18 protein-coding genes are annotated in these 20,191 nt (G+C 42.2%); 8 read left to right on the forward strand and 10 right to left on the reverse strand.

Features of this window, described 5'->3' with window-relative positions:
- Window positions 1–32: 32 nt before the first annotated feature.
- Window positions 33–1,544 (forward strand): S41 family peptidase, encoded by a 1,512-nt coding sequence (locus Q0081_RS01545; protein WP_298348494.1) that lies wholly within the window; start codon window positions 33–35, stop codon window positions 1,542–1,544.
- A 30-nt stretch (window positions 1,545–1,574) separates the two neighbouring features.
- Here the strand turns inward: Q0081_RS01545 and Q0081_RS01550 are convergent, their stop codons facing one another.
- Genes Q0081_RS01550 through Q0081_RS01575 form a run of 6 tightly spaced genes read right to left on the reverse strand, consistent with a single transcriptional unit; the run spans window position 1,575 to window position 9,982 of the window.
- Window positions 1,575–5,024, reverse strand: a complete 3,450-nt coding sequence (locus Q0081_RS01550; RefSeq protein WP_298348495.1) for a VCBS repeat-containing protein — start codon at window positions 5,022–5,024, stop codon at window positions 1,575–1,577.
- Between the two features lie 42 nt (window positions 5,025–5,066).
- Window positions 5,067–5,795: a sugar phosphate nucleotidyltransferase gene (locus Q0081_RS01555; protein ID WP_298348497.1), complete on the reverse strand. Its 729-nt coding sequence runs from the start codon at window positions 5,793–5,795 to the stop codon at window positions 5,067–5,069.
- Window positions 5,796–5,806: 11 nt separating this feature from the next.
- Entirely contained in the window at window positions 5,807–6,943 is a 1,137-nt protein-coding gene (locus tag Q0081_RS01560; protein ID WP_298348500.1) for a LegC family aminotransferase, read from the reverse strand.
- Window positions 6,944–6,955: 12 nt separating this feature from the next.
- Window positions 6,956–7,933 carry an NAD(P)-dependent oxidoreductase gene (locus tag Q0081_RS01565; protein ID WP_298348502.1) on the reverse strand — a complete coding sequence of 326 codons (978 nt, stop codon included), beginning with the start codon at window positions 7,931–7,933 and terminating at the stop codon, window positions 6,956–6,958.
- Window positions 7,934–7,938: 5 nt separating this feature from the next.
- On the reverse strand, window positions 7,939–9,096 hold the full coding sequence (locus Q0081_RS01570; RefSeq protein ID WP_298348503.1) for a glycosyltransferase family 4 protein: 1,158 nt from the start codon (window positions 9,094–9,096) through the stop codon (window positions 7,939–7,941).
- Between the two features lie 7 nt (window positions 9,097–9,103).
- The gene (locus Q0081_RS01575) at window positions 9,104–9,982 is read right to left on the reverse strand and encodes a glycosyltransferase family 2 protein (RefSeq protein WP_298348504.1); all 879 of its coding nucleotides are present in this window, start codon (window positions 9,980–9,982) and stop codon (window positions 9,104–9,106) included.
- A gap of 132 nt (window positions 9,983–10,114) precedes the next feature.
- Here Q0081_RS01575 and Q0081_RS01580 point away from each other — a divergent pair, with 132 nt between their 5' ends.
- The 5 genes from Q0081_RS01580 to Q0081_RS01600 all read left to right on the forward strand — a co-directional run bounded on the left by Q0081_RS01580 (window position 10,115) and on the right by Q0081_RS01600 (window position 14,337).
- Window positions 10,115–11,092, forward strand: coding sequence for a glycosyltransferase (locus tag Q0081_RS01580; protein ID WP_298348506.1), 978 nt, complete (start codon window positions 10,115–10,117; stop codon window positions 11,090–11,092).
- A 67-nt stretch (window positions 11,093–11,159) separates the two neighbouring features.
- On the forward strand, window positions 11,160–12,173 hold the full coding sequence (locus tag Q0081_RS01585) for a glycosyltransferase family 2 protein (RefSeq protein WP_298348508.1): 1,014 nt from the start codon (window positions 11,160–11,162) through the stop codon (window positions 12,171–12,173).
- Window positions 12,174–12,221: 48 nt separating this feature from the next.
- On the forward strand, window positions 12,222–13,586 hold the full coding sequence (locus Q0081_RS01590; RefSeq protein WP_298348510.1) for a M20/M25/M40 family metallo-hydrolase: 1,365 nt from the start codon (window positions 12,222–12,224) through the stop codon (window positions 13,584–13,586).
- Window positions 13,587–13,744: 158 nt separating this feature from the next.
- Window positions 13,745–13,930, forward strand: a complete 186-nt coding sequence (locus Q0081_RS01595; RefSeq protein ID WP_298348512.1) for a type II toxin-antitoxin system HicA family toxin — start codon at window positions 13,745–13,747, stop codon at window positions 13,928–13,930.
- 2 nt (window positions 13,931–13,932) lie between these two features.
- Complete coding sequence (locus Q0081_RS01600) at window positions 13,933–14,337, forward strand: hypothetical protein (protein ID WP_298348514.1); 405 nt, start codon at window positions 13,933–13,935, stop codon at window positions 14,335–14,337.
- Here Q0081_RS01600 and Q0081_RS01605 read toward each other — a convergent pair.
- Window positions 14,334–15,827, reverse strand: a complete 1,494-nt coding sequence (locus Q0081_RS01605) for a DUF1501 domain-containing protein (RefSeq protein ID WP_298348515.1) — start codon at window positions 15,825–15,827, stop codon at window positions 14,334–14,336. The genes Q0081_RS01600 and Q0081_RS01605 overlap by 4 nt on opposite strands.
- Window positions 15,828–15,916: 89 nt before the next feature.
- Between Q0081_RS01605 and Q0081_RS01610 the strand changes: the two genes are divergently transcribed.
- Window positions 15,917–16,048, forward strand: a complete 132-nt coding sequence (locus Q0081_RS01610; protein WP_298348517.1) for a hypothetical protein — start codon at window positions 15,917–15,919, stop codon at window positions 16,046–16,048.
- Window positions 16,049–16,082: 34 nt separating this feature from the next.
- Here Q0081_RS01610 and Q0081_RS01615 read toward each other — a convergent pair whose 3' ends face one another.
- A complete protein-coding gene (locus tag Q0081_RS01615; protein WP_298348519.1) occupies window positions 16,083–17,852 on the reverse strand; it encodes a pyridoxal-dependent decarboxylase in 1,770 nt (589 codons plus the stop codon).
- Window positions 17,853–18,014: 162 nt separating this feature from the next.
- On the opposite strand from Q0081_RS01615, the gene Q0081_RS01620 reads away from it, so the two are divergent.
- On the forward strand, window positions 18,015–18,170 hold the full coding sequence (locus tag Q0081_RS01620; protein WP_298348522.1) for a hypothetical protein: 156 nt from the start codon (window positions 18,015–18,017) through the stop codon (window positions 18,168–18,170).
- 14 nt (window positions 18,171–18,184) lie between these two features.
- Here Q0081_RS01620 and Q0081_RS01625 read toward each other — a convergent pair whose 3' ends face one another.
- Both Q0081_RS01625 and Q0081_RS01630 read right to left on the reverse strand, forming a co-directional pair.
- A complete protein-coding gene (locus Q0081_RS01625) occupies window positions 18,185–19,345 on the reverse strand; it encodes a CHAT domain-containing protein (protein WP_298348524.1) in 1,161 nt (386 codons plus the stop codon).
- Between the two features lie 135 nt (window positions 19,346–19,480).
- Entirely contained in the window at window positions 19,481–19,894 is a 414-nt protein-coding gene (locus Q0081_RS01630) for a tetratricopeptide repeat protein (RefSeq protein WP_298348526.1), read from the reverse strand.
- Between the last annotated feature and the right edge of the window lie 297 nt (window positions 19,895–20,191).

Here is a 20,191-nt window from a genome sequence, read left to right on the forward strand (position 1 = left end):
CTTTTCTACGGTGTTTTGCCTGAAAAAACGCCATGAAAAAGTATTTACCCCTCTTATTATTGCTTATTTTTTTCAGGACTTCTGCTCAAACCGGCGATTCTCTCCTTACTAAAGTACTCACCCCTACTGAGATGCAAACAGACTTTAAGTACTTACGCAGATTGTTGGAAGAAACTCACCCGGGCCTTTATCGCTATACGTCCAAAATGCAAATGCAGGCTAAAATGGACAGTATCTATCAGTTGATCCAACAGCACATGGGTTTTTACGATTTTTATCGCACCATCGAAGGGTTTATTGCAGATATTCGATGTGCTCATACTCATTCCTTGCCCTTCAAAAACTGGGTGAGCTATTATTCCAACCGCATGAAAACTCTTCCTTTTTTTTTCTTTCCTATCCAAAATCGGTCTTATGTTTTATTTAACGGTACTTACGACCAACGTATTCAACCGGGTTTTGAGCTGATAAGTATCAATGGGAAAAGTATGGAAAGTATCCGTAAAGATATCTATAGATATCATTGGGATGATGGCTTTATTGAAAGCTCCAAAAGTGTTGCGCTTCAGGGACAGCTGTTCGGTTTGTTTTATTATACATGCATAGATCGTCCTGATACTTTTCAACTTGCCTTTCGAGATTTACAGGGAGATACTGTACACCTTACAACTCCTGCCCAAACATTTGTTAACCATCAAAAAGCCTACATTAAAAATCCGGTTAACAAACAAATGTTGAAATGGTACAATACCAAACGGCCCAAAAAACCGTGGCGACTGTCATTTATAAAAGACCTTTCTACTGCTTATCTTCGATTTGACAGTTTCTCGGGTGAAGGAGCTAAAACCGGAGAGGAAGCACGCGAACGATTTCGCCGATTTATGGATGTTTCTATGGCGAAAATTCAGCAAAAAAAGACGCACTATCTTATCGTTGATGTTCGGAGCAACTATGGTGGTTGGGATACACAAGGCGTGGAGCTTTTTACTTACCTGATGAAATCCGATAGTGCGGTTCGATATTATCAACGCCTGCACAGTATTACCGATAGCTCTGAGTTTTTCAAGTACTCAGACCTATCATCTGATGATCTGAAAAATATCAAAAAGGAACTCCAAAGCGAGAAAGACGGGACTTTTACATTAAAAGAAAACGAAAACCCTGATTTACAACTGCAATCTCCTAAACCTAATCGTTTTAGAGGGAAGGTGTATATTTTGATAGATGGTCGAAGCTTTTCTACCACTACCGAATTTACTGCGGTAGCCCACAGCAATAAAGTAGGTACGTTTGTAGGCGAAGAAACCGGCGGCGCTTATGAAGGTGGGAATGGCAGCAGTTTTATTCATTTAGAGTTACCGAATTCCAAAATTCAGGTAGGAACGCCGCTGGTCTATTATCAAAATGCTGTTCATCAGCCCAAACAAAAAGGACGCGGTACACTACCCGATTACACGGTACCTATTACCCTTGAAAGCCTTCTCCAACATAAGGATGTACAATTAGAGTTTGTAAAGGAATTAATCAAAAAGGGGAATAATTAAACTACTCGGATGGCAACTTAGTTTTACATTTCAAAATAAGTCAGGAGACTTTATTTGATACGATTGTGCCTTCCCGTCATTTGCAGTAAAAATCAACTGATTTCCTACCTGTTGTACATCACGAATGTCGCCTGTCAGATGCAAACCGGATTGATATTGAGGCAAATACTCGAAATCGCCTTTTCCGTTTCCTCTCAATATCATTCCATAATTGGCGTCGGTTTTACCAATTCGGATGCGGAATTTGGATTGATTTCCTGCTAATAGAATATCCGTTTTACCATCTCCATCAAAATCGCCTGTGGAAATAGCGTAAACGGGCGAAATTTGAGCAGCTAAAGGCAACGGTTTAAACGTCAATTTTCCTTTATCATTCCACAAAATGCCCGATTGGGTTTCAGTAACCGTTAATTTGGTGGAACGCGTTGCCCACTCCTTTCCCAACACTTCTTCGGCAGTAGCAGCGGCGTAGGATTTATAATCAATGAAAAGTTTGCGCAGTGGCGCTAATTGCTCCAATGCCTCATCTCGTCCCGCCAAAGGAAAGGCTTTCCCCTGAATGTAATAAGAAATAAACGGGTCAAAACGGCCATTTTGGTCAAAATCGTCGTAATAAAGCGTAATGGGTTGCTCGGCGGTTGCTTTTAGCGGGGTATTTAATCCTAAGTTTCCTACTATAAAATCCAAGTCGCCGTCGTTGTCCAAGTCGGCGGAAGCGATGCGGTTCCAAAGGCCGGAAAAAGAGTTTACAGTTTGCAGTTGATAGTTTACAGTTGATTCTTTGTTTTTACTTTCTAATACCTGAATGGGTTTCCATTCGGCGGTAATAATTATTTCGGGGTGTTTATCATTGTTTAAATCTGTAGTTACAACATCGGTAACTAAACCCAACTCCCATTTTTCGGCTATCTCAAAGTGTCCTTTTCCATCGTTACGCAACAAAAAGCTTTCGCTGGCGTAGGGAAAATTGCCCGACTGAACACCACCTCCCAAAAACAAGTCCAAGTCCCCGTCCTGATCGGCATCAAAAGCTTCTACACACGTTTTGTTAAGCGTGATTTCAGGAATCTGTCCCATTGGACATCGACTAAATTGGCCTTTGCCATTGTTAAGATACAGGCGGTCTTGCAGCAGCGCAAACTCGGTGTTATATTCACCCGTTATTACATATAAGTCTACATCTTTGTCTCCATCCGCATCAAACAAAACGGCATCTCGGTCTTCAAAAGCTTTATCCGCTTCAAAAGCAGGTTGAGAATTGGTTACAAAACGCTTGTCTTTTGTCTGCAAAAACAATTGTCCTGCTTGATTGGCTGCACCACCGATGTAGATATCTTCCAATCCGTCTCCGTTCACATCTCCTTTTGCCATGCGAGGCCCGCCGTAGGAATAAAGATAGAGCAGTAGAATTTGGGTATTGAAGTCAATCAACGGATTCTCATGGTGAACAAAATCAATAGCCTCCGTTTCTTCAAAAATGGGTTTAGGTTGGGGCAATAACAAGGCAGGATTGAAAGGAAAGGCATTTTTTTCTTCGGCTACCTGTGTTTTGTTTAGTGTCACTTTCGGCAACAATTGACTTTTATTACTTGGCCAAAGCACTCGAACAGAATCTATCACAGTCGTTTTGCCCAGCCCAAAATGAAGGTCATCGTACATGCAAGCCTGAAAACCGCGCGTAGGGGTAAATTCCTGGTATTGCACCTGACCATTGGCATACACGTACACTTTGGCACCCACGCCAAACAGGTTTCCTCCCTCCCCTTTCAACTTGATTTTGACAAAGTTTTGCGGATTACGTTCCTGTTGATGATTTAAGTATAGACTCGCCGGCTCGTTGGTATTGGAGGTAATGAGGTCAAGGTCACCGTCTCTATCAAAGTCGGCATAAGCGGCTCCGCAGGCAATCGTACTTTCCTCAAAACCCCATTCTTTGACTTTATTGGAAAACTGAACTCCTCCCCTCTGAGGGAGGAGAGTTTCATTTTTAAAAATATAATGATGCGTAGGCGTGGCGGGCATTTTTTTGAGGTGTTCCAACAATGATTTAGTGGATTTTTGGCCTTCTCCGTTCATCTGCTCATCGGCGTAGTATTTCACAAAATCCAAATCGGTATAATCACGTACAAAACCGTTGGAAACAAACAAATCTTTCAGGCCATCATTATCAAAATCAGCTAACAAGCCCGCCCAACTCCAATCTGTAGCCTGAACACCAGCCAATTGACCGATTTCGGAAAACCTCATTACTTTATTCTTCCCGATTTCTGACCGCAGCGGCGGCTGCTTCTGACTCCTGACTCCTTGGTTCAACTGCAGCATATTCCGCATATTTTGCCAGTGAAAGCCATTTTCGAGCATGGCTTGCTGCACATTCCAGTTGTCGGGCCACGAAAGTGATTTCTGACGACGATTGTCTTCGGGCAACATATCCGTCGTAAAAATATCGGGCAAAGCATCATTGTTTACATCGGCAATATCAACGCCCATCGTAGAAAATGAAAAATGCCCCATCATCTCTTTTCCCCGTTCCGAAAACGTGCCGTCGCCGTTGTTGAGATACGCATAATCTTCTTCTACATAATCGTTGCAGACGTACAAATCAGGTTTATTATCCCCGTTAAAGTCACCCGTAGCGATGCCCAATCCGAAACCAAGTGCATTGCTGATAATAGCTGCTTCGCGAGTGACGTCGGTAAACAGCCCCCTAACCCCCAATGGGGGAACCATTATTCCCCCATTGGGGGTTAGGGACGGTCGCAGTGGCGCACCGCCGCCGCGCGGGCTTTCATTCCTGTATAGCCTATCTCCTGCATTTAGGTCAAATTCTTTTTTAAGGTAGGCAGCTTCCTTGCGTTGATAGCCGCGCAGATTGTGATTCAGCACAAACAAATCTAAATCTCCGTCGGTATCATAATCGAAGAATAAGCCTTGTGTAGAATAACCAGCATCGGCAATGCCGTAGGCTTCCGCCTGTTCGGTAAATTTTACTTCCTTTTGTGCTTTATTTGATACACCAAGATTTATAAACAATTGGTTTTTACGTTTTTCGACAGGGAGATTACCAGAATAACAAACATAAATATCCAACCAACCATCGGCGTTCACATCAGCAAGGGTCACGCCCGTTTTCCAGCCATTGGCTCGACCTGCTACGCCGGCATTATCGGTAATATCTTCAAAAGTTACTCCTTCCTCCGATGATTTTGTCGTATTTATGTACAGTTTATTAGGGACTTGATTCCCCGTAAAATACACATCAGGCAGTCCATCATTGTTAAAATCTCCCACGGCCACCCCGCCACCGTTGTAGAAATATTCGTAGGCTAAAATATTGGACGATTCAGTCTCAGTAAGGCGATTTTCGAAGGAAATTCCTGTTTTAGAAGCATCAAGACGTTCAAAAAGTGTAGAGTTTGACTGACAATTACTTAAAAACAGCACGACTGCTATTCCGATTGCCCATCCTTTTTTCATCATTAGGTTTTTATTTTGGAATCCCAAAATTAGGCAATAAAGGCTTTATGCCTTCACACTTCCAAAAATCATTTGTTGGGCTCGCTCAAAATCACTCAAATTACCAATGTCCACCCAATACCCTTCTATAGGCAAAGCTATCACGTGGTAATTTTGCTCAATCGCATCTTTCAGCATTTGCCATCCTTCGTAGGGCTCATTGGGTGGAAACAAATTGAGCATTTTCTGCTTGAAAAGATAAATACCGGCATTTATCTGTCGTGAAATGGTGGGCTTTTCTCTAATTCTTTTCACATTGCCCGTTTCACTCACTTCTAAAATCCCCCAAGGTATTTCGAGGCTGTAGTTATAAGTAGCAACTGCCAAATCGGCATTGCTTTGTTTGAACTGATTGTAAAATCGCTCTACGTCAAAATTGGTTAATAAATCGCCGTTGATAACCAAAAATTGCTCGTGCGTCCATTCGCTTTGATGGCCTATAATGCCAATACTTCCCAAAGGTTGATATTCATTCAAATACCTTATGTTTACTCCCAGCACGGTTCCATCTCCAAAATACGTTTTGATTTTTTCGCCCAGGTGCCCTACTGAAAAGCAGAGATTTTTCAATCCAAATGAATTCAGATGTCCAACAAGCCGTTCGGCAATCGGCTTATTTCCTACTTCCAATAAAGCTTTGGGGGTATCGTTGGTCAAGGGTCTCAGGCGTTTTCCTTGTCCTCCGGCCATAATGACTACGTTCAATGGCAGCCTATTGTCGTAAACAGGAAGCATATCAGAAAGGGTTAGGGATAGTATTCAATTATTTTTTCACCTACAAAAGCTATTTGTTCAAGAGTAATGGAAGTAGAGCAAGGCAGCATTATGCCCTGATACGCCACTTGTTGGGTGTGGTTTTCATTGCTAATATACAAATCATTCCGATAAGGCGGAAGCTCATTCAACGGAATCCATAATGGGCGAGTCTCAATTGAATGAGTCGCTAAAAATTGAATAAGTTCTCGACTGTTTTTTACTAAAATGACAAAATGCCAATAATTGGAATTGACATCAGACGTGATTTTCTGAAATTTAATTTCAGGTAAAATTGACAATTGCTGCGTGTACAGTCCGGCTATCTCTTTCTTTTTTTCTACAAAACGCGGCAATTGCTCCATTTGAGCTAAACCTATGGCTGCCAATGGATTAACCAATCTATAATTATACCCTACTTCATCATGTAAATACTCTAAAGTTGAGCTCTTGGCCTGCGTAATGAGGTGTTTGGCGCGTTTGGCCGCTTGTTCATTGTTGGCCAACAGCATCCCTCCTCCTGCCGTAGTAATGATTTTATTGCTGTTAAAACTAAGAGTTCCCGCTTCCCCAAATGTGCCGGAATGTTGTCCTTTATAAAAAGAACCCAACGACTCCGCAGCATCTTCTACCAAGGCGAGATAATATAAATCAGCTAATGCGCCTAACTCAGTCATATCGGGCATATTACCCAAAATATGAACGGGAACAACTGCGCTTATTCGTCGATTTGTTGCTTTATGGAAACAACTTTGACCTTCTACATAACATTGTTTTTCCAGAAATTCTGCGAGCAGTTTGATGTCCAATAACCATGTTTCAGGCTCAATATCCAGAAAAATAGGGTCAGCCCCGGTATATTTGATGGCGTTGGCCGTAGCCACAAAACTCAGATTAGTGGTAATCACCAAATCATCCCGTTGAACTCCTGCCAGCAAAAGCGCAATGTGGAGCGCCGTAGTGCCGCTGCTTATACCTACGGCATAGGTTGCCCCTGTATATTCCACTACGCTTTCCTCAAATTTTTTCAAAAAACTCCCTCCCGAAAGCCAGTTAGAATCTAAACTTTCTTTGACATACTGCCACTCGTTGCCCGACAAATTAGGTTCACATAAAGGAATAGGTAGCATCAGTTGCATTTTTTAGATGTTACGATAACGAGCGGTGTAGGTATCCGTCAAAATCCCGCTTTTAATAAGGTAATTTACCTCTTTCACGCCCATAGGGACGGTTCTTGTAATAGTAAATCCTATTTTGTCCCGAATTTTATCCGAATTGACGCAGTAATCACGCGGGTCTTCCCCCATGGATTTATAAGTTACTTGGAGGTTAGGCACCCACTTCTGTATTTCGTCCATAAGCATTTTTTTGGTGTAGTTCTGGTCCGTATTTCCTACATTAAAACACTCATTAGCTACCAATTTGGCGTCCGTTTTGAGCGTTAAATTCATCGCATTGGCCAAATCATAGACGTGGCAGTAAGGTCGCCAGAAGTTTTCTCCGTAAATCAACAACTCCTTACCTAAGGTCGCATCCCGGGTAAACTCATTGACGGTCAGGTCAAATCGCATCCTCGGGGAAATGCCGTAAACCGTCGAAAAGCGTAAAATGGTTTTGTAAACCGACGAATTTTGTTGGCTTAATAAATAACTTTCAAAATTGACTTTGGTTTCGGCATACAATGAAATCGGATTAAGCGGTGAAGTCTCATCCAAGTACAAATCAGGGTCGGGCATCTTGCCGTAATTGCTACAAGTAGAAGCAAACACAAACCGTTTTATATGGGCCTCTTCGCATTGTTCATACAGTTTGACCGACGCCAACCAATTTATTTCCTGCGTTTCCTGCGGATATTTTTTACAGGGTGGCTCACCCACAATAGCCGCCAAATGACATACGTGGTCAATACCTTTCAAGGCTTCTTTGATGTCTTGTGTGTGGCGTAAATCTCCCTTAAAAAACTCAAAATCAGGGTGTGTCCATACATCAATGAGCGCTTCTCCCCCAAACATAAGGTTGTCTATCACCCTCACTTTGAAACCTTCATTCAATAAAATCCGTGTCAGTACCGACCCAATATATCCAGCCCCTCCCGTGACCAATACTTTTTCTTTTTGCATAAATACTACCGTTTTTGTACCGTTTTAAAGGCTTGCATCAATTCATTGACAATAATATCGGGGTGCCATTCGGCTATTTTTTTCTGACCAACTTCCCCAAACTCTTTAAATCGTTCGGGCATTTTCATGATTGCTATCAACTTATCTTCCAAATCAGCGGCATTAAACGGGTCAAACGTAAATCCATTTTGTCCATTTACGACCAAGTCCGCCGCGCTGCCGCACCGCTCCGAAACAATGACCGGCATCCCATACACCAAAGCCTCGTTGGTGACAAATCCAAACGGCTCAAAAGTACTCGGCAAAACAGCCACATCTGCCAAAGCGTACCTTCCCGGTACCTCATACCACTCACAAGGTTCAAAAAAAGTGATCGAGTCATTGGAAAGTTGCTTTTGCAACTCTTTCATTGCTCCATAGTCCTCCCCGCTTCCACTCAAAATCAGTCCCCATTCATCCTTATTCGCGCTCTTTTTTTGAGCAGAATCAAACATTTTCATCAATAAGAGCAAGTTTTTTCGACCCACAAATCGCCCAGCGTATATAAAATTGTAGGGCGGCAGCCCAAATTTCTTCTTATTACTTTCCCGATTTCCCAAAGCTGCCTGATGCAGTTGAAACAGCGCATCGTTGTCAATGCCCACGTTCTTGGTACTCAGTATTTTATATTCCGGAATATTTAATCTTCTCAGGTATTCGGCAGCCTTGGTACCCAAGCATACAATACCATCACAGTTATTCAAAAAATATTTTTTGAGGTTTTCTTTCCACCAAACTCGTTTACGGCTGGTCTCGGTACTCTCAAAATCAAGCACTATTTTGATATTTTTCAACCTGCAATACAGCATCACTAACCAATAGGCCAGGTCATAATAGCCATTGAGATAGACAAGGGTAGGTCGGTAAGCTTGGACTTGTGCCAACAGTTTTTGGGCCTTGGGCAACGTTTTTATATTTTCGAGCACATCGTCAGGAAAAAGTACCCTGTAATTGTATTGATGAGTTCCTAAATCAGTCCTTAAGGCTGCCCGGCTGTGTTCCGTATAAGCCAATTGTATGACATAAAAATCAAATTGTTCAGCATCTGCAATCTCCTGTATGCCCTTGAATATTCGTGCTTTGTAATGTGACCATAAAATATTGTGAATGGCAAGAATCCTCATAAGGGGTTTAGTTGGAGGTTAATTTGCGAATTAAGTAATTCCATTGGCCTTGTCCAAACCAGTAAATAAGTTTTCGGAGATATGATTTTGCCCGTACCCACGTATAATTTGGTTTGGTTCCCAACTGTTTTTGATACTGCTGACTAATTTCAGTTCTCTCGTTTTTGTAGGAAGACGTAATATTAGTGGTCTTTGACTGCGAATGAATACGAAAAGCGCCCCAAAGGTTTTCCACGTATTTCAGCAAAACTCCCGGAGCAGTCCCAAATCGCATAATTAGTTCATAATCAAACGAATAATTGTATTTTTCATCTAAATACCCTACTGTATTTAGCAACTCTCTTTTAAAAAACAAGGCTTGATTATGAGCCTGCATTCCCAATACCAAATGTTCTTCCAACGAAAAAGGAGTCATTCTCATCTCATTTTGAATAAGGTCGTTTTCGTCAATGATGTATAAGTTTCCAAAAAAAACGGACGCAGTTGGATTTTGAGCGTAAGATTTCGCCAATTCATAAAAAGCATTGGGAGCATATAAATCATCGGCATTTTGAAAAGTCACAATTTCGCCCGTCGTTTGTCGAAGACCGAAATTAATCGCCGCTGTTTGCCCGCGATTTGTACCGTCCCCTGCCAATTTTACAAATTCTCCGTACTTCCTGATAATTTCATTACTGTTATCGGGTGTACGGTCATCCACGATAATGTACTCCACATTGGGATAATTTTGATTAAGAACACTCAAAATAGTGCGCTCAATAAATGCCTCTTGGTTGTAGGATGGAGTAATTACCGATATTTTAGGATATAGCGAGTCATGAGATAAAATAACCGAAGGTTTGAAAAGAGGTTTAGAAACAAAATCCTGCAAATGTGTATTTGTCATCTCAGTAAAATTCTTAGCCGTAATGTAGGTACAAAACTTTTATCGGGTTGTACCGAATAATCAAAAATTTCTCCCGAACGTCTGAAACTCGAAATAAGCATTTATTTTTGTCGCAAATCTACTATTTACCTAATGCGTCTTGCATTTACCATTTGTACCCTCAGTCATTTAGCACAGGCCAAAACCATGGCCGACAGTTTAATCAAGCAAAACCCTGATTACCAAATTGTTATTGGTTTATTTGACAAAGTAAATGAACGGGATATTTCCTCAGTAAAGAACTATACCTTGATTGAAATAAACGGCGAACAAATTCCTGATTTTGAGGGATTGTTTGACCGATATACTCCTTTTGAGCTGAGTTGTCTGGCAAAACCCTATTTGGCAAGCTATTTATTTAAAAAGTACCCTGAGGTCGAAAAACTGCTTTATTTCGATTCTGATATTCTGTTTTTTGGTCAGGTTACTTCTATTGAGTCAGACTTAGACAATCACAGCATTGTACTTACTCCTCACGTGACGCAGCCTATTAAGGATGAAAAAAGCCCTCGTTTGCGCAATTTTTTGAATGCAGGACTGTATAACGGAGGTTTTTTTGCCCTCAAACGCGGCAAAGAAACGTACGACTTCTTGGCTTGGTGGCAAGACCGTGTGTGGCACGAAGGCTATCTCAATTTCTCTCAGGGAATGTTTGTAGACCAATTGTGGCTAAACTACGTTCCTTTGTTTTATCCTAATGCGCTCATCAGTAAAAAACCTGGGTATAACATGGGGTATTGGAATATGCACGAGCGTTGGGTAACCCAAAAAGAAAATTTATTTTGGGTTAATCAGACGTATCCGCTGGTCTTTTTTCATTTCAGCGGCTATCAGTTATCCGAACCCAATCATATTTCTGTGCATCAAAATCGTTATAATTTTGATAGTAGGTCAGACGTAAAACCGCTTTTTGAAATGTATCATCAGGCTTTGGTAGCCAACGGTGATGCGTCTTTTCGCCTCTTACCAAATGCCTACCATCGCCCAAAGTATTTTTATCAAAAAAGTCGCGCTTTAAGGCGTATATTAGTAGCAGGATGTTATCGTTTATTACGATTATTAAATGCGTGATTTGTTTTTAAATAGAGAATTTCACTCCATTTCAACGTAGAAAACTGTATAAAATAGTTCAGTATAAATGTCAAAAAAAACCCTGATTTCCATAGCCTTGTGTACCTACAATGGCACGCGGTTTTTGTGGGAGCAGTTAGAAAGTTTAGCGGGTCAGACAAGGCTACCTAATGAATTAATCATAGTTGACGATGGCTCCACGGATGGGACATTGGCATTAATAGAGAAATTCGCCCAAACCGCTCCTTTCAAAGTTCGTATTTCGGTCAATAAAACTACCTTGGGGGTAACCAAAAACTTCGAGAAGGCATTGACGCAATGCGAAGGAGACTTTTTGTTTTTATGTGATCAGGACGATATTTGGGAAGCTGAAAAAATTAACGGAATGATTTCTTTTTTCGAGCAAAATCCTTCCGTTAATGTAGTTTTTTCCGATGCTTTGTTGGTCAACGAAAAGGCAGTTTCTCTTCAGCAGCGACTCTGGGAGTTAGTAAGGCTTCACCCACCTCAATTAGAGAAATGGAGTAAAGGAGAAAGCATTGGTCTTATGCTCGTTGGCAACCGGGTAGCGGGTTGTACCATGGCACTCCGCAGGTCTTTTTTACAAAAAATTCTACCTTTTCCTACCGACATCCCCGAGTTTTTACACGATACTTGGATTGCATTTGTAGCATCGGTTTTAGGTCAAATCCAGTTCATTTCGATACCGCTTGTCAAATACAGGCAGCATTCATCGCAACAGGTAGGCACTCGTCCGAAGAATTTAACAGCCTTGACTTTACGTCAGCGATTGAGTCGCCCTCACGAGGAAAAATTAGCTCCCTTTCAAAAACAGCAACAGGAACTGAACAGGCTTTACCAACACCTTCAAAGGGTGATTCCCAAAGACAATAAAAATCTAAAAATTGTGGCTGAAAAAATTCATTTTCTTTCCACACGAGCCTCTCTGCCCAACAATCGTTTGTTGCGAATCAGCCCAATTGTACAACAATGGTTCAAAGGCAATTATCATCGTTTTGCAGACCAAGATACTACTTCAACCGGAATCTTTTTGACTGCTTTAGGAGATGTTTTGGAGTAATTTCATTGGTAATTTCTATATTCGCCAATCACCCAAACATCAACAACCTTGAAAAAATCAATTTTCCTCCTCCTCTTTATCACAACCGCCTCTTTTGCCCAAACCCGCGAAGACTCGGTAATGATTGGTAAGATTTATGACGAAGCCCTGAGCAACGGTCAGGGATATGAATGGCTGCGGTATTTGTGCAAGCAAATCGGCCCGCGTCTCAGCGGCTCAACTGGTGCACAAAAAGCCGTGACCTGGACCAAACAGGTCATGGAACAACAACAGTTTGACCGCGTATTTTTGCAGGATATAAAAGTGCCGTATTGGGTACGCGGTGCCAAAGAAGAAGCGTATATCAAAGTCGGTAAACAAAAAACCAAAGTTCCAATAGCCGCTTTGGGAGGTTCCGTAGCCACTGCACCCAAAGGCGTAGAAGCCGAAGTGATTGAAGTAAAGAGTTTTCAAGAGCTGCGTGACTTGGGAAAAGAGAAAGTAAAGGGCAAAATTGTGTTTTTCAATCGCCCCATGGACCCTACCAAACTCAATACGTTTGAGGCGTATGGCAGAGCAGTAGAACAACGCGCCAACGGTGCCACCGAAGCCGCTAATTTAGGAGCTGTAGGTGCAATTGTTCGTTCGATGAGTACTTCTCAAGACGATTTTCCACACACGGGCAGTATGCGTTATGGCACGGGAGTTCCACTTATTCCTACCGCAGGTATCAGTACCAACGGTGCCAATTTGCTGAGTCAGCAGTTGAAAGCAAACCCAAACCTTACTTTTTATTTCCGCCAAAACTGCGAAACTATGCCCGATGCCGACTCGCATAATGTAGTGGGAGAATTGAAAGGCAGCGAAAATCCTGACGAAATTATCGTCGTAGGGGGTCACTTGGATTCTTGGGATTTGGCCGAAGGTGCCCACGACGACGGTGCGGGTTGTGTACAATCCATGGAGGTACTGCGCATTTTGAAGGCCTTGGGCTACAAACCCAAGCGGACGATTCGGGCCGTGATGTTTATGAACGAAGAAAACGGCTTGCGCGGCGGAGTGAAATACGCTGATTTGGCCAAACAAAATAAAGAAAATCACATTGCTGCCGTCGAATCCGACAATGGCGGTTTTACACCTCGCGGTTTTGGCATTGTGGGTAAACCGGCCCAACGAGCCAAAGCATTGCTGTGGAAAGATTTATTGGCACCTTATGGCTTGGCAGAAATAGGCCCGGGCGGTGGTGGCGCTGACATTGGCCCTCTGGCACAAACAGGTACTGTCCTTTTTGGTTTTAAACCTGATTCTCAGCGGTATTTTGATGTTCACCACGCTTCCAATGATAATTTTGAGAACGTAAACAAGCGTGAGCTTGACCTCGGTGCTGCTTCTATGGCTGCTATGATTTATCTGTTGGATAAGTACGGGATTTAGCATATGCCAGACTTGGAAAGTTTTGAATAAGTAGCAAAAAAGTTACCTAAAATTTGCAAACAGGTAGCCTTTTTGCTACTTTTGTATTAATAAACAAATCCAAATGAAACCAATTAAATCTATGAAAGAAACAAACATTTCCCCCCCCAACATTTTTTATGAACGCCAAACAAGTCATCAGACTTTTAGAAGAAAACGGATGGATTGAAGTAAGACAAAAAGGCAGTCACCGAATTTTCAAACATCCAACGATTACCGACAATATTCCCGTAGCAGATCACGGAACTAAAGATATTCCGATAAGCACATTGAAAGCTACACTGAAAAAAGCAGGCATTAAATAAAAATGCGATTAACGATAATTATAGAAAAAGGAGACGGCGAAATCTGGGGACGAGTAGAAGCTCCCGGATTTCTCAACGTCACAATGGGTAATTCTGAAGCAGAAATTACTCAAAATATGCTTGAACTAATAGAAGACTTTTTAGAAAACGAAGGAAAAGAAGACGAGTACTGGAAGGGTGTTACCCTTGAAAGTATAGAATTTGATTATCGCTACGATTTAACAGCGTTCTTCGATTTATTTTCTCCTCTAAAGATCAATTCTATCGCAGAAAAGGCAGGTATCAACAAAGCCTTACTGAGGCAATATGTGTCGGGCGTTAAGCATCCTTCTGCCCAACAGGTTCAAAAAATAGAATCTGCCATTCATGCTTTTGCCCAAAACTTAATGAAAGTATCCTTGGTTTAAGCCAAAATCGGCCGAATTACTTTCCCTGCCACATCGGTCAAACGGAAATTGCGACCTTGGAAAGGATAAGTAAATTTTTCGTGATTGAAACCCATTAAATGCAGAATCGTCGCCTGTAAATCGTGAACATGAGTTCGGTCTTTGACCCCGGCATAGCCCAAGGGATCGGTTTCGCCAAAAGAAAACCCTTTTTTGACGCCACCACCCGCCATCCAAACGGTAAAGGCATCTAAGTGGTGGTCGCGACCTGAGTAAGGCAAAACCTGTCCATCGCGGTTTTCCTGCATCGGTGTACGTCCAAATTCCCCACCCCACACCACCAGCGTTTCATCCAATAAGCCCCTCATTTTAAGGTCTTTCAACAACGCCGTAACGCTTTGATCTGAGGCTTTGCATTTTTTATGAAGACCGACTTCTACCGAGCCATCTTCACTTGTGCCGTGCGTATCCCAACCCCAATCAAACAATTGAACGAATCGAACTCCGTTTTCGACCAATTTTCTGGCCAACAGACAATTCATCGCAAACGAACCTTCACCGGGTTTTACGCCGTACATATCCAAAATGTATTGCGGCTCTTTGCTCACATCCATCACTTCTGGCACCGACATCTGCATCCGAAACGCCATTTCGTATTGACTGATCCGAGTCAGGATTTCGGGGTCTTTGACTTCTTCATAGGCTTGCTTATTGATTTCGTTGATGGCTTCTATGGTCTGCTTCCGAATATCACGGTTCATTCCCTGCGGGTCAGACACGTACAAAACCGGGTCGCCGCCCATACGACACTGAACTCCCTGATATACACTGGGTAAAAACCCACTTCCCCAAACCGATTTACCGGCGTCGGGCTGTTTTCCTCCGGAAGCCAAAACGATAAAACCCGGTAGGTTTCTATTTTCTGAGCCCAACCCATACACGGTCCACGCTCCCATACTTGGCCGTCCCAAACGCGCACTGCCCGTGTGCATCAGCAATTGCGCAGGAGCATGGTTAAATTGATCGGTGTGCATTGCCTTCACAAAAGTCACTTCGTCGGCAACGGTCTGTAAATAGGGCAAATAATCAGAAAGCCACGCGCCCGATTGGCCGTATTGGGCAAATTTCCCTTTGGGTCCCAACATTTTAGGGACGCCTTTGATGAAGGCAAATTTTTTCCCTTCCAAAAACTCTGCCGGACAATCTTTGCCGTGGTATTTTTCGAGTTCAGGTTTATAGTCAAACAATTCCAATTGCGAAGGCGCACCCGCCATGTGGATGTATATCACTTGTTTGGCTTTGGGCGCAAATTGCGGCATCCTCACACTCATAGGATCAGCAGATTGGAGGGGAGCAGAAGCTAACGTTTCTTCTTTACCAAAATACCCACAACTACCAAGCATAGACCCTAAACCGAGCGTTCCGAGCCCCGTGCCGAGTGTTCGTAGAAAATAACGCCGCGTTTGCCGTTCCAAATCGGCCTGTTGAAGTTCTTTGAGTAGCTTTTCCATAAAAGAAAAAGAAAATGTTCCGATAAAGTTACCCAAAAATTCTATTTTGCGTTAGCATAACTCTAACCCTTTTGCATTTTTTCGGAACCATGAATAAAACCACGATTGTAGCATGGACATGGGGATTGATTTTTACCGTACTTCTGCAAGCCGTAGCTCAGGAAAAGCCACTAAATCTTTTCCCAACTGAATCAAATAGAAATCCAAAGCGGGGAGATTAAATCTTATTCAACAACCAGATTAATATGTTAATTTTCAAACAGTTAACACACTTTGTTTATCTATACTTAAAACCACTTCATCTCGAGCAGCAATGATACAGTTCAAAGCATGACTCATCACTTCAGGAGTGATGTAGACATTCATCGGAAACATTTTAATGGCATAGATTACAGCTTTTGCATCTTTCAAGTCCCTGTTATATTCAGCCATACGAAATCCCGTACTAAAGCTGAGATAAGGAGTGTGCTGTCCGTTTATTTTTTTACCCGAACGAAACCATTCAAATAGTTTGTCCCCTATTGCATGCGTCAGTTTATTGTGTTTAATCAACTCTTCTCGAAAATCCGGGTTTGTCAATTCAAGGTCAAATTGAGAAGGAGCATCCACTCCGGCCGGGTATATTCTTAAAAGGGTTACCAATCCGTAATCAGAAGAATTAACACACACCATTTCAAGCTTTTTGGCAATTTGACTTTGCAGGTAAACTTTATTTTCAAGTATGCCTCCCAAAACTGACTGGAAGCCTTCATGGCCAAAGAATTTGAGAGTAGCCCATCCTACCATTGAGCCCGTTGCGGCTCTTGAAACTTCTAAAGTATAGTTCATTGGATTATAGGGCGAACGGGGCTGTAAGTAAGCTTGAACTTCTCTTGAAAGAAGTGACTCAAACTCTTCTGCATTTTTGTAAACAAAAACACTGCTGATATAGGGGGAAAATCCTGTTTTATGAAAATCAACGCCGAAAGCGTCGGCATAAAAAATACCTTTAACGGCATTGTAATTTTTTTCAAGATAAGGCAGTACGGCATCGGAAAAGCCAAGAGGATTGGCTTTGAAATCATAGTTCTTAAAAGCTATCCAAGACCAACCAATGACAGAATCACAATACAGCAATACTTTGCCGTATTCCTCCGGGTTTGGATAGTTGTCCAGTAGCCTGCGGACTTCCTGTACGGGGTCAAATGCATTGGCATCGGTGGTGGCCATGGTACAAACGATGGAAGCAACCGGAATTTCCTTATCCCGGCAATCTCTCAACACTTCTTCCAAATGCTGCGTATCCATTGCATTGGTATTAACATCCGTTTTTATTCGGATAATATTATCCATACCTAAACCCATCCAGTCGGTGCTGTTGAGCATCGTATAATGTGCCTGTTGCGAACAGATTACTTTTGCTTCAGTTCTGATGCCTTTCTTTCTTGAATCGGGAAGAACTCGGGTAAGGGCATATTTTAAATGATACGTCCAACAACCTGAGCCACCATAGGTATAGACGCAGCCTGATTTTTTGGGTTCCCATCCTGCAAGGTTTGCCAATATCCCCCCCGACTCCAATTCTGCCTGATGGGTATTCCAAGCATATTCGCCCTCCAGAATATTGGGTGCAAATATTTCAGATAAGACTGCTGCCACAATTGCCGCCGTATTTCCCTGTGGGTTTACATTACACATCGTAAGCGGATGACCCCAATTGGGCAAGCCTTCAAAAAGTTTGATTACTTGCCTGATTACCTCTGTCGAAGTATTCATCTTAGGGCTTAAATATGAGTCTTTTATATCTTCAAAATCAATGGTCAGTGCCGGGTTTGTTCCTAAATAGGCAGGACCGCCGTTCTTTTCGGGTTTAAGTTGATCCAATTGCCGAATAGCATCTTCGATTCCGTCAGCCAAAGAATCTCTTTCGTTTTTGTAAGGAGAGGGAAAAGAGCGAAGCATATCCAAACGAAACTTTGCCCATTGGGGAGCTATTAAATAGGCTGTGTCTTCTATTGTAGGTTGTTCTTCCGGTGTGTAACTCATGATGTACCCTTTGAAGCTTTAATTTTTCCTCAAAGGTGAGTACCTTAAAGACAGTTGTTGTTACACAACTTTATCAAAGACTTGCATCATTCACACGTTTTAAAAAAAGAAAATGGTCTGATAATGCTGCCCAAAAGTCTTAATTAATGCTTTGCAGAAAAATTGCGTCTCATCCGAACGCCCCCAAGGAAAAACAGTGCTGCCAATCCTCCCAATCCCCACCACCAAGAGGCATTGGAAGGTAAAGCAGAAGCATCGCCAATCAATACCAACCCTGCCCAAGCGGCCGGAGCGGCGTTGGGATGGATGGTGATATAGTGAAGTTTGGCCTTTTACAAGGCTTCATCTTTGGATAATCCTTCATTCAAATACGTATAAAACAACTCCGTAAGCGAATAAGTCGTTTGATCTTCCACGCTCCAAAGCTTAGTAATCGTAGAAGGAATACCCGCCATCGAAAAGCCTCTTGCTAAACTCAATACACCCTCCCCCTTGGCTACTTTGCCCACACCCGTTTTGCAGGCAGATAATACCAAAAGGTTGATTTTAAAAGAAGCATTACCTAAATCGGAAACTTTAAGCGTAGAGTCCGCGAAGTAAATGTGTGGCTCGGTTTGGGTGCTGTCGGCAAAAGCATGGGTATATACCTGCACAATGCGGTGCCCGGACGCCTGATTTAAGAAGGAATTTTTGGTGGCTTTTTGATGAACCAACTCGCTTTTCCATAAATACGAGCCGCCAATGCGCTCAATGGATTCAGCCGAACCAGTGAGGGTATTGAGTTTTTGAGAGAATTGAACGGGAGCCACCCCCAAAAATGATTTTTGCGGCCAAAAATCGGAAGAAGGTTGATTTTTGAGCAAAAATTGTGCTGAATACGTATACGAAACCGAATGTTCATTGAGCAAATAGCTCGGATTCGAGGCTGAAAGGCTAAACGCCTCAAACGGCAAAAAAGCCCCGTTTTGGGAAATAATCAAATGGCCTTTGGATAGCTTAAGGGGCGCAATCAGGTTCTGGTACAGTTTATGGCTCACTACCAAAAACTCATTTAGTTCGGTCTTGGTCGAAATGTCTTTCGCGCAGAATCGAAGGTAGGCGTCCGGATCATTGGGCTCAAATCGAAGCGTTTGAATCTTCACCGCCGTTGGTGAAACCACCATCGCGTAGGTGAGGCTATCGCCTACAAAATACTCAACCAGTGTACTCGCTTTTGACGTCAAATACTGTTGTACTTGCTTTAAATTAATCGTTGTGGTATCATATTTAAATCGAAAATAAGCGGGATTTGTTTTTTCAAGGTTTTTGATAAAATCACTTTGGGCATTTTCCGCCATCAACAATTCCCGTTCGGTTTGGTCACTTTTGGTTTTATCGGTTTCTGATTTTTTTCGGAGTTCGTCTATGCGACTTTGCAGCTGAATTTCTTTGGCGCGGTCGGCTTCTGAAAGGACCTGTTTTGCCCCCAGTTCATTGAGTTTGTCGTTGAGCAATACGGCCCGGCTTTTTTCAAAGAAATAAAAAGCTCTGTCGTAATCGTTGAGCAGGTAGCAGATCTCGATGGCCTGCTCGTAAATGGAGCGGGTTTTGTTCCGCCAAAAGAGTTTTGATTGAGTACCTTTATGCTCCTATCGCATGAAATCAATCATTTGGTCGGCCACCAAAAACGTTTTTTCAGCATTGATTAAATAGGTTTTATTTTTAGCCTGTTTATATTGCGCCAACCAGACCTTTCCTTTATTTTCAATCAAATCAAGCAGGTAGTTTTTTTCGGCACAATATTTTATCGTTTTGGGAGACGGGTTGCTGTTGATATTAGGGTATTCGGCAAATGCCGGGAGGTATGTATGAATAGCTTGTTGTAAATAGGAAATAGCTTGCCTATACTTTTTTTGTTTGAAATAAAGCATGGCTAAATTATCCATCAGGCGCGTTTTGAGGGCTGTATTGTCGGCGAGGATTAATCCTTCCCTGTACAATTTTTCAGCTTCGATTAACTGATTGTCAGAACTTTTTAAATACCCTAAATTGGTCTTGACCATAGCCATGCCATAACTAAAATCAGCCTTACGGAATACTTCAAAAGACTTATCGAAATGGTAGTTTTTGAAAGGTGTTGATAGGAAAAGTAAGCATAAGTAAAATTTGTAATTTTGTAATGACCAAACTACAAAAAAATCAAAAACTTATGCTCACAGTTACAAAATTAGAAAAATGCTCCAAATGTGGCAGCAACTCAATCGTCAAAAACGGATTTACTCGTCATGGTAACCAGCGAATACTTTGTAAAGATTGTGGAAAAAGTCCTGTTTTACATCGCAAGAAAGAAACCTCTGTTG

The sequence above is a fragment of the Runella sp. genome (assembly GCF_027484545.1).
Lineage (GTDB): Bacteria > Bacteroidota > Bacteroidia > Cytophagales > Spirosomataceae > Runella.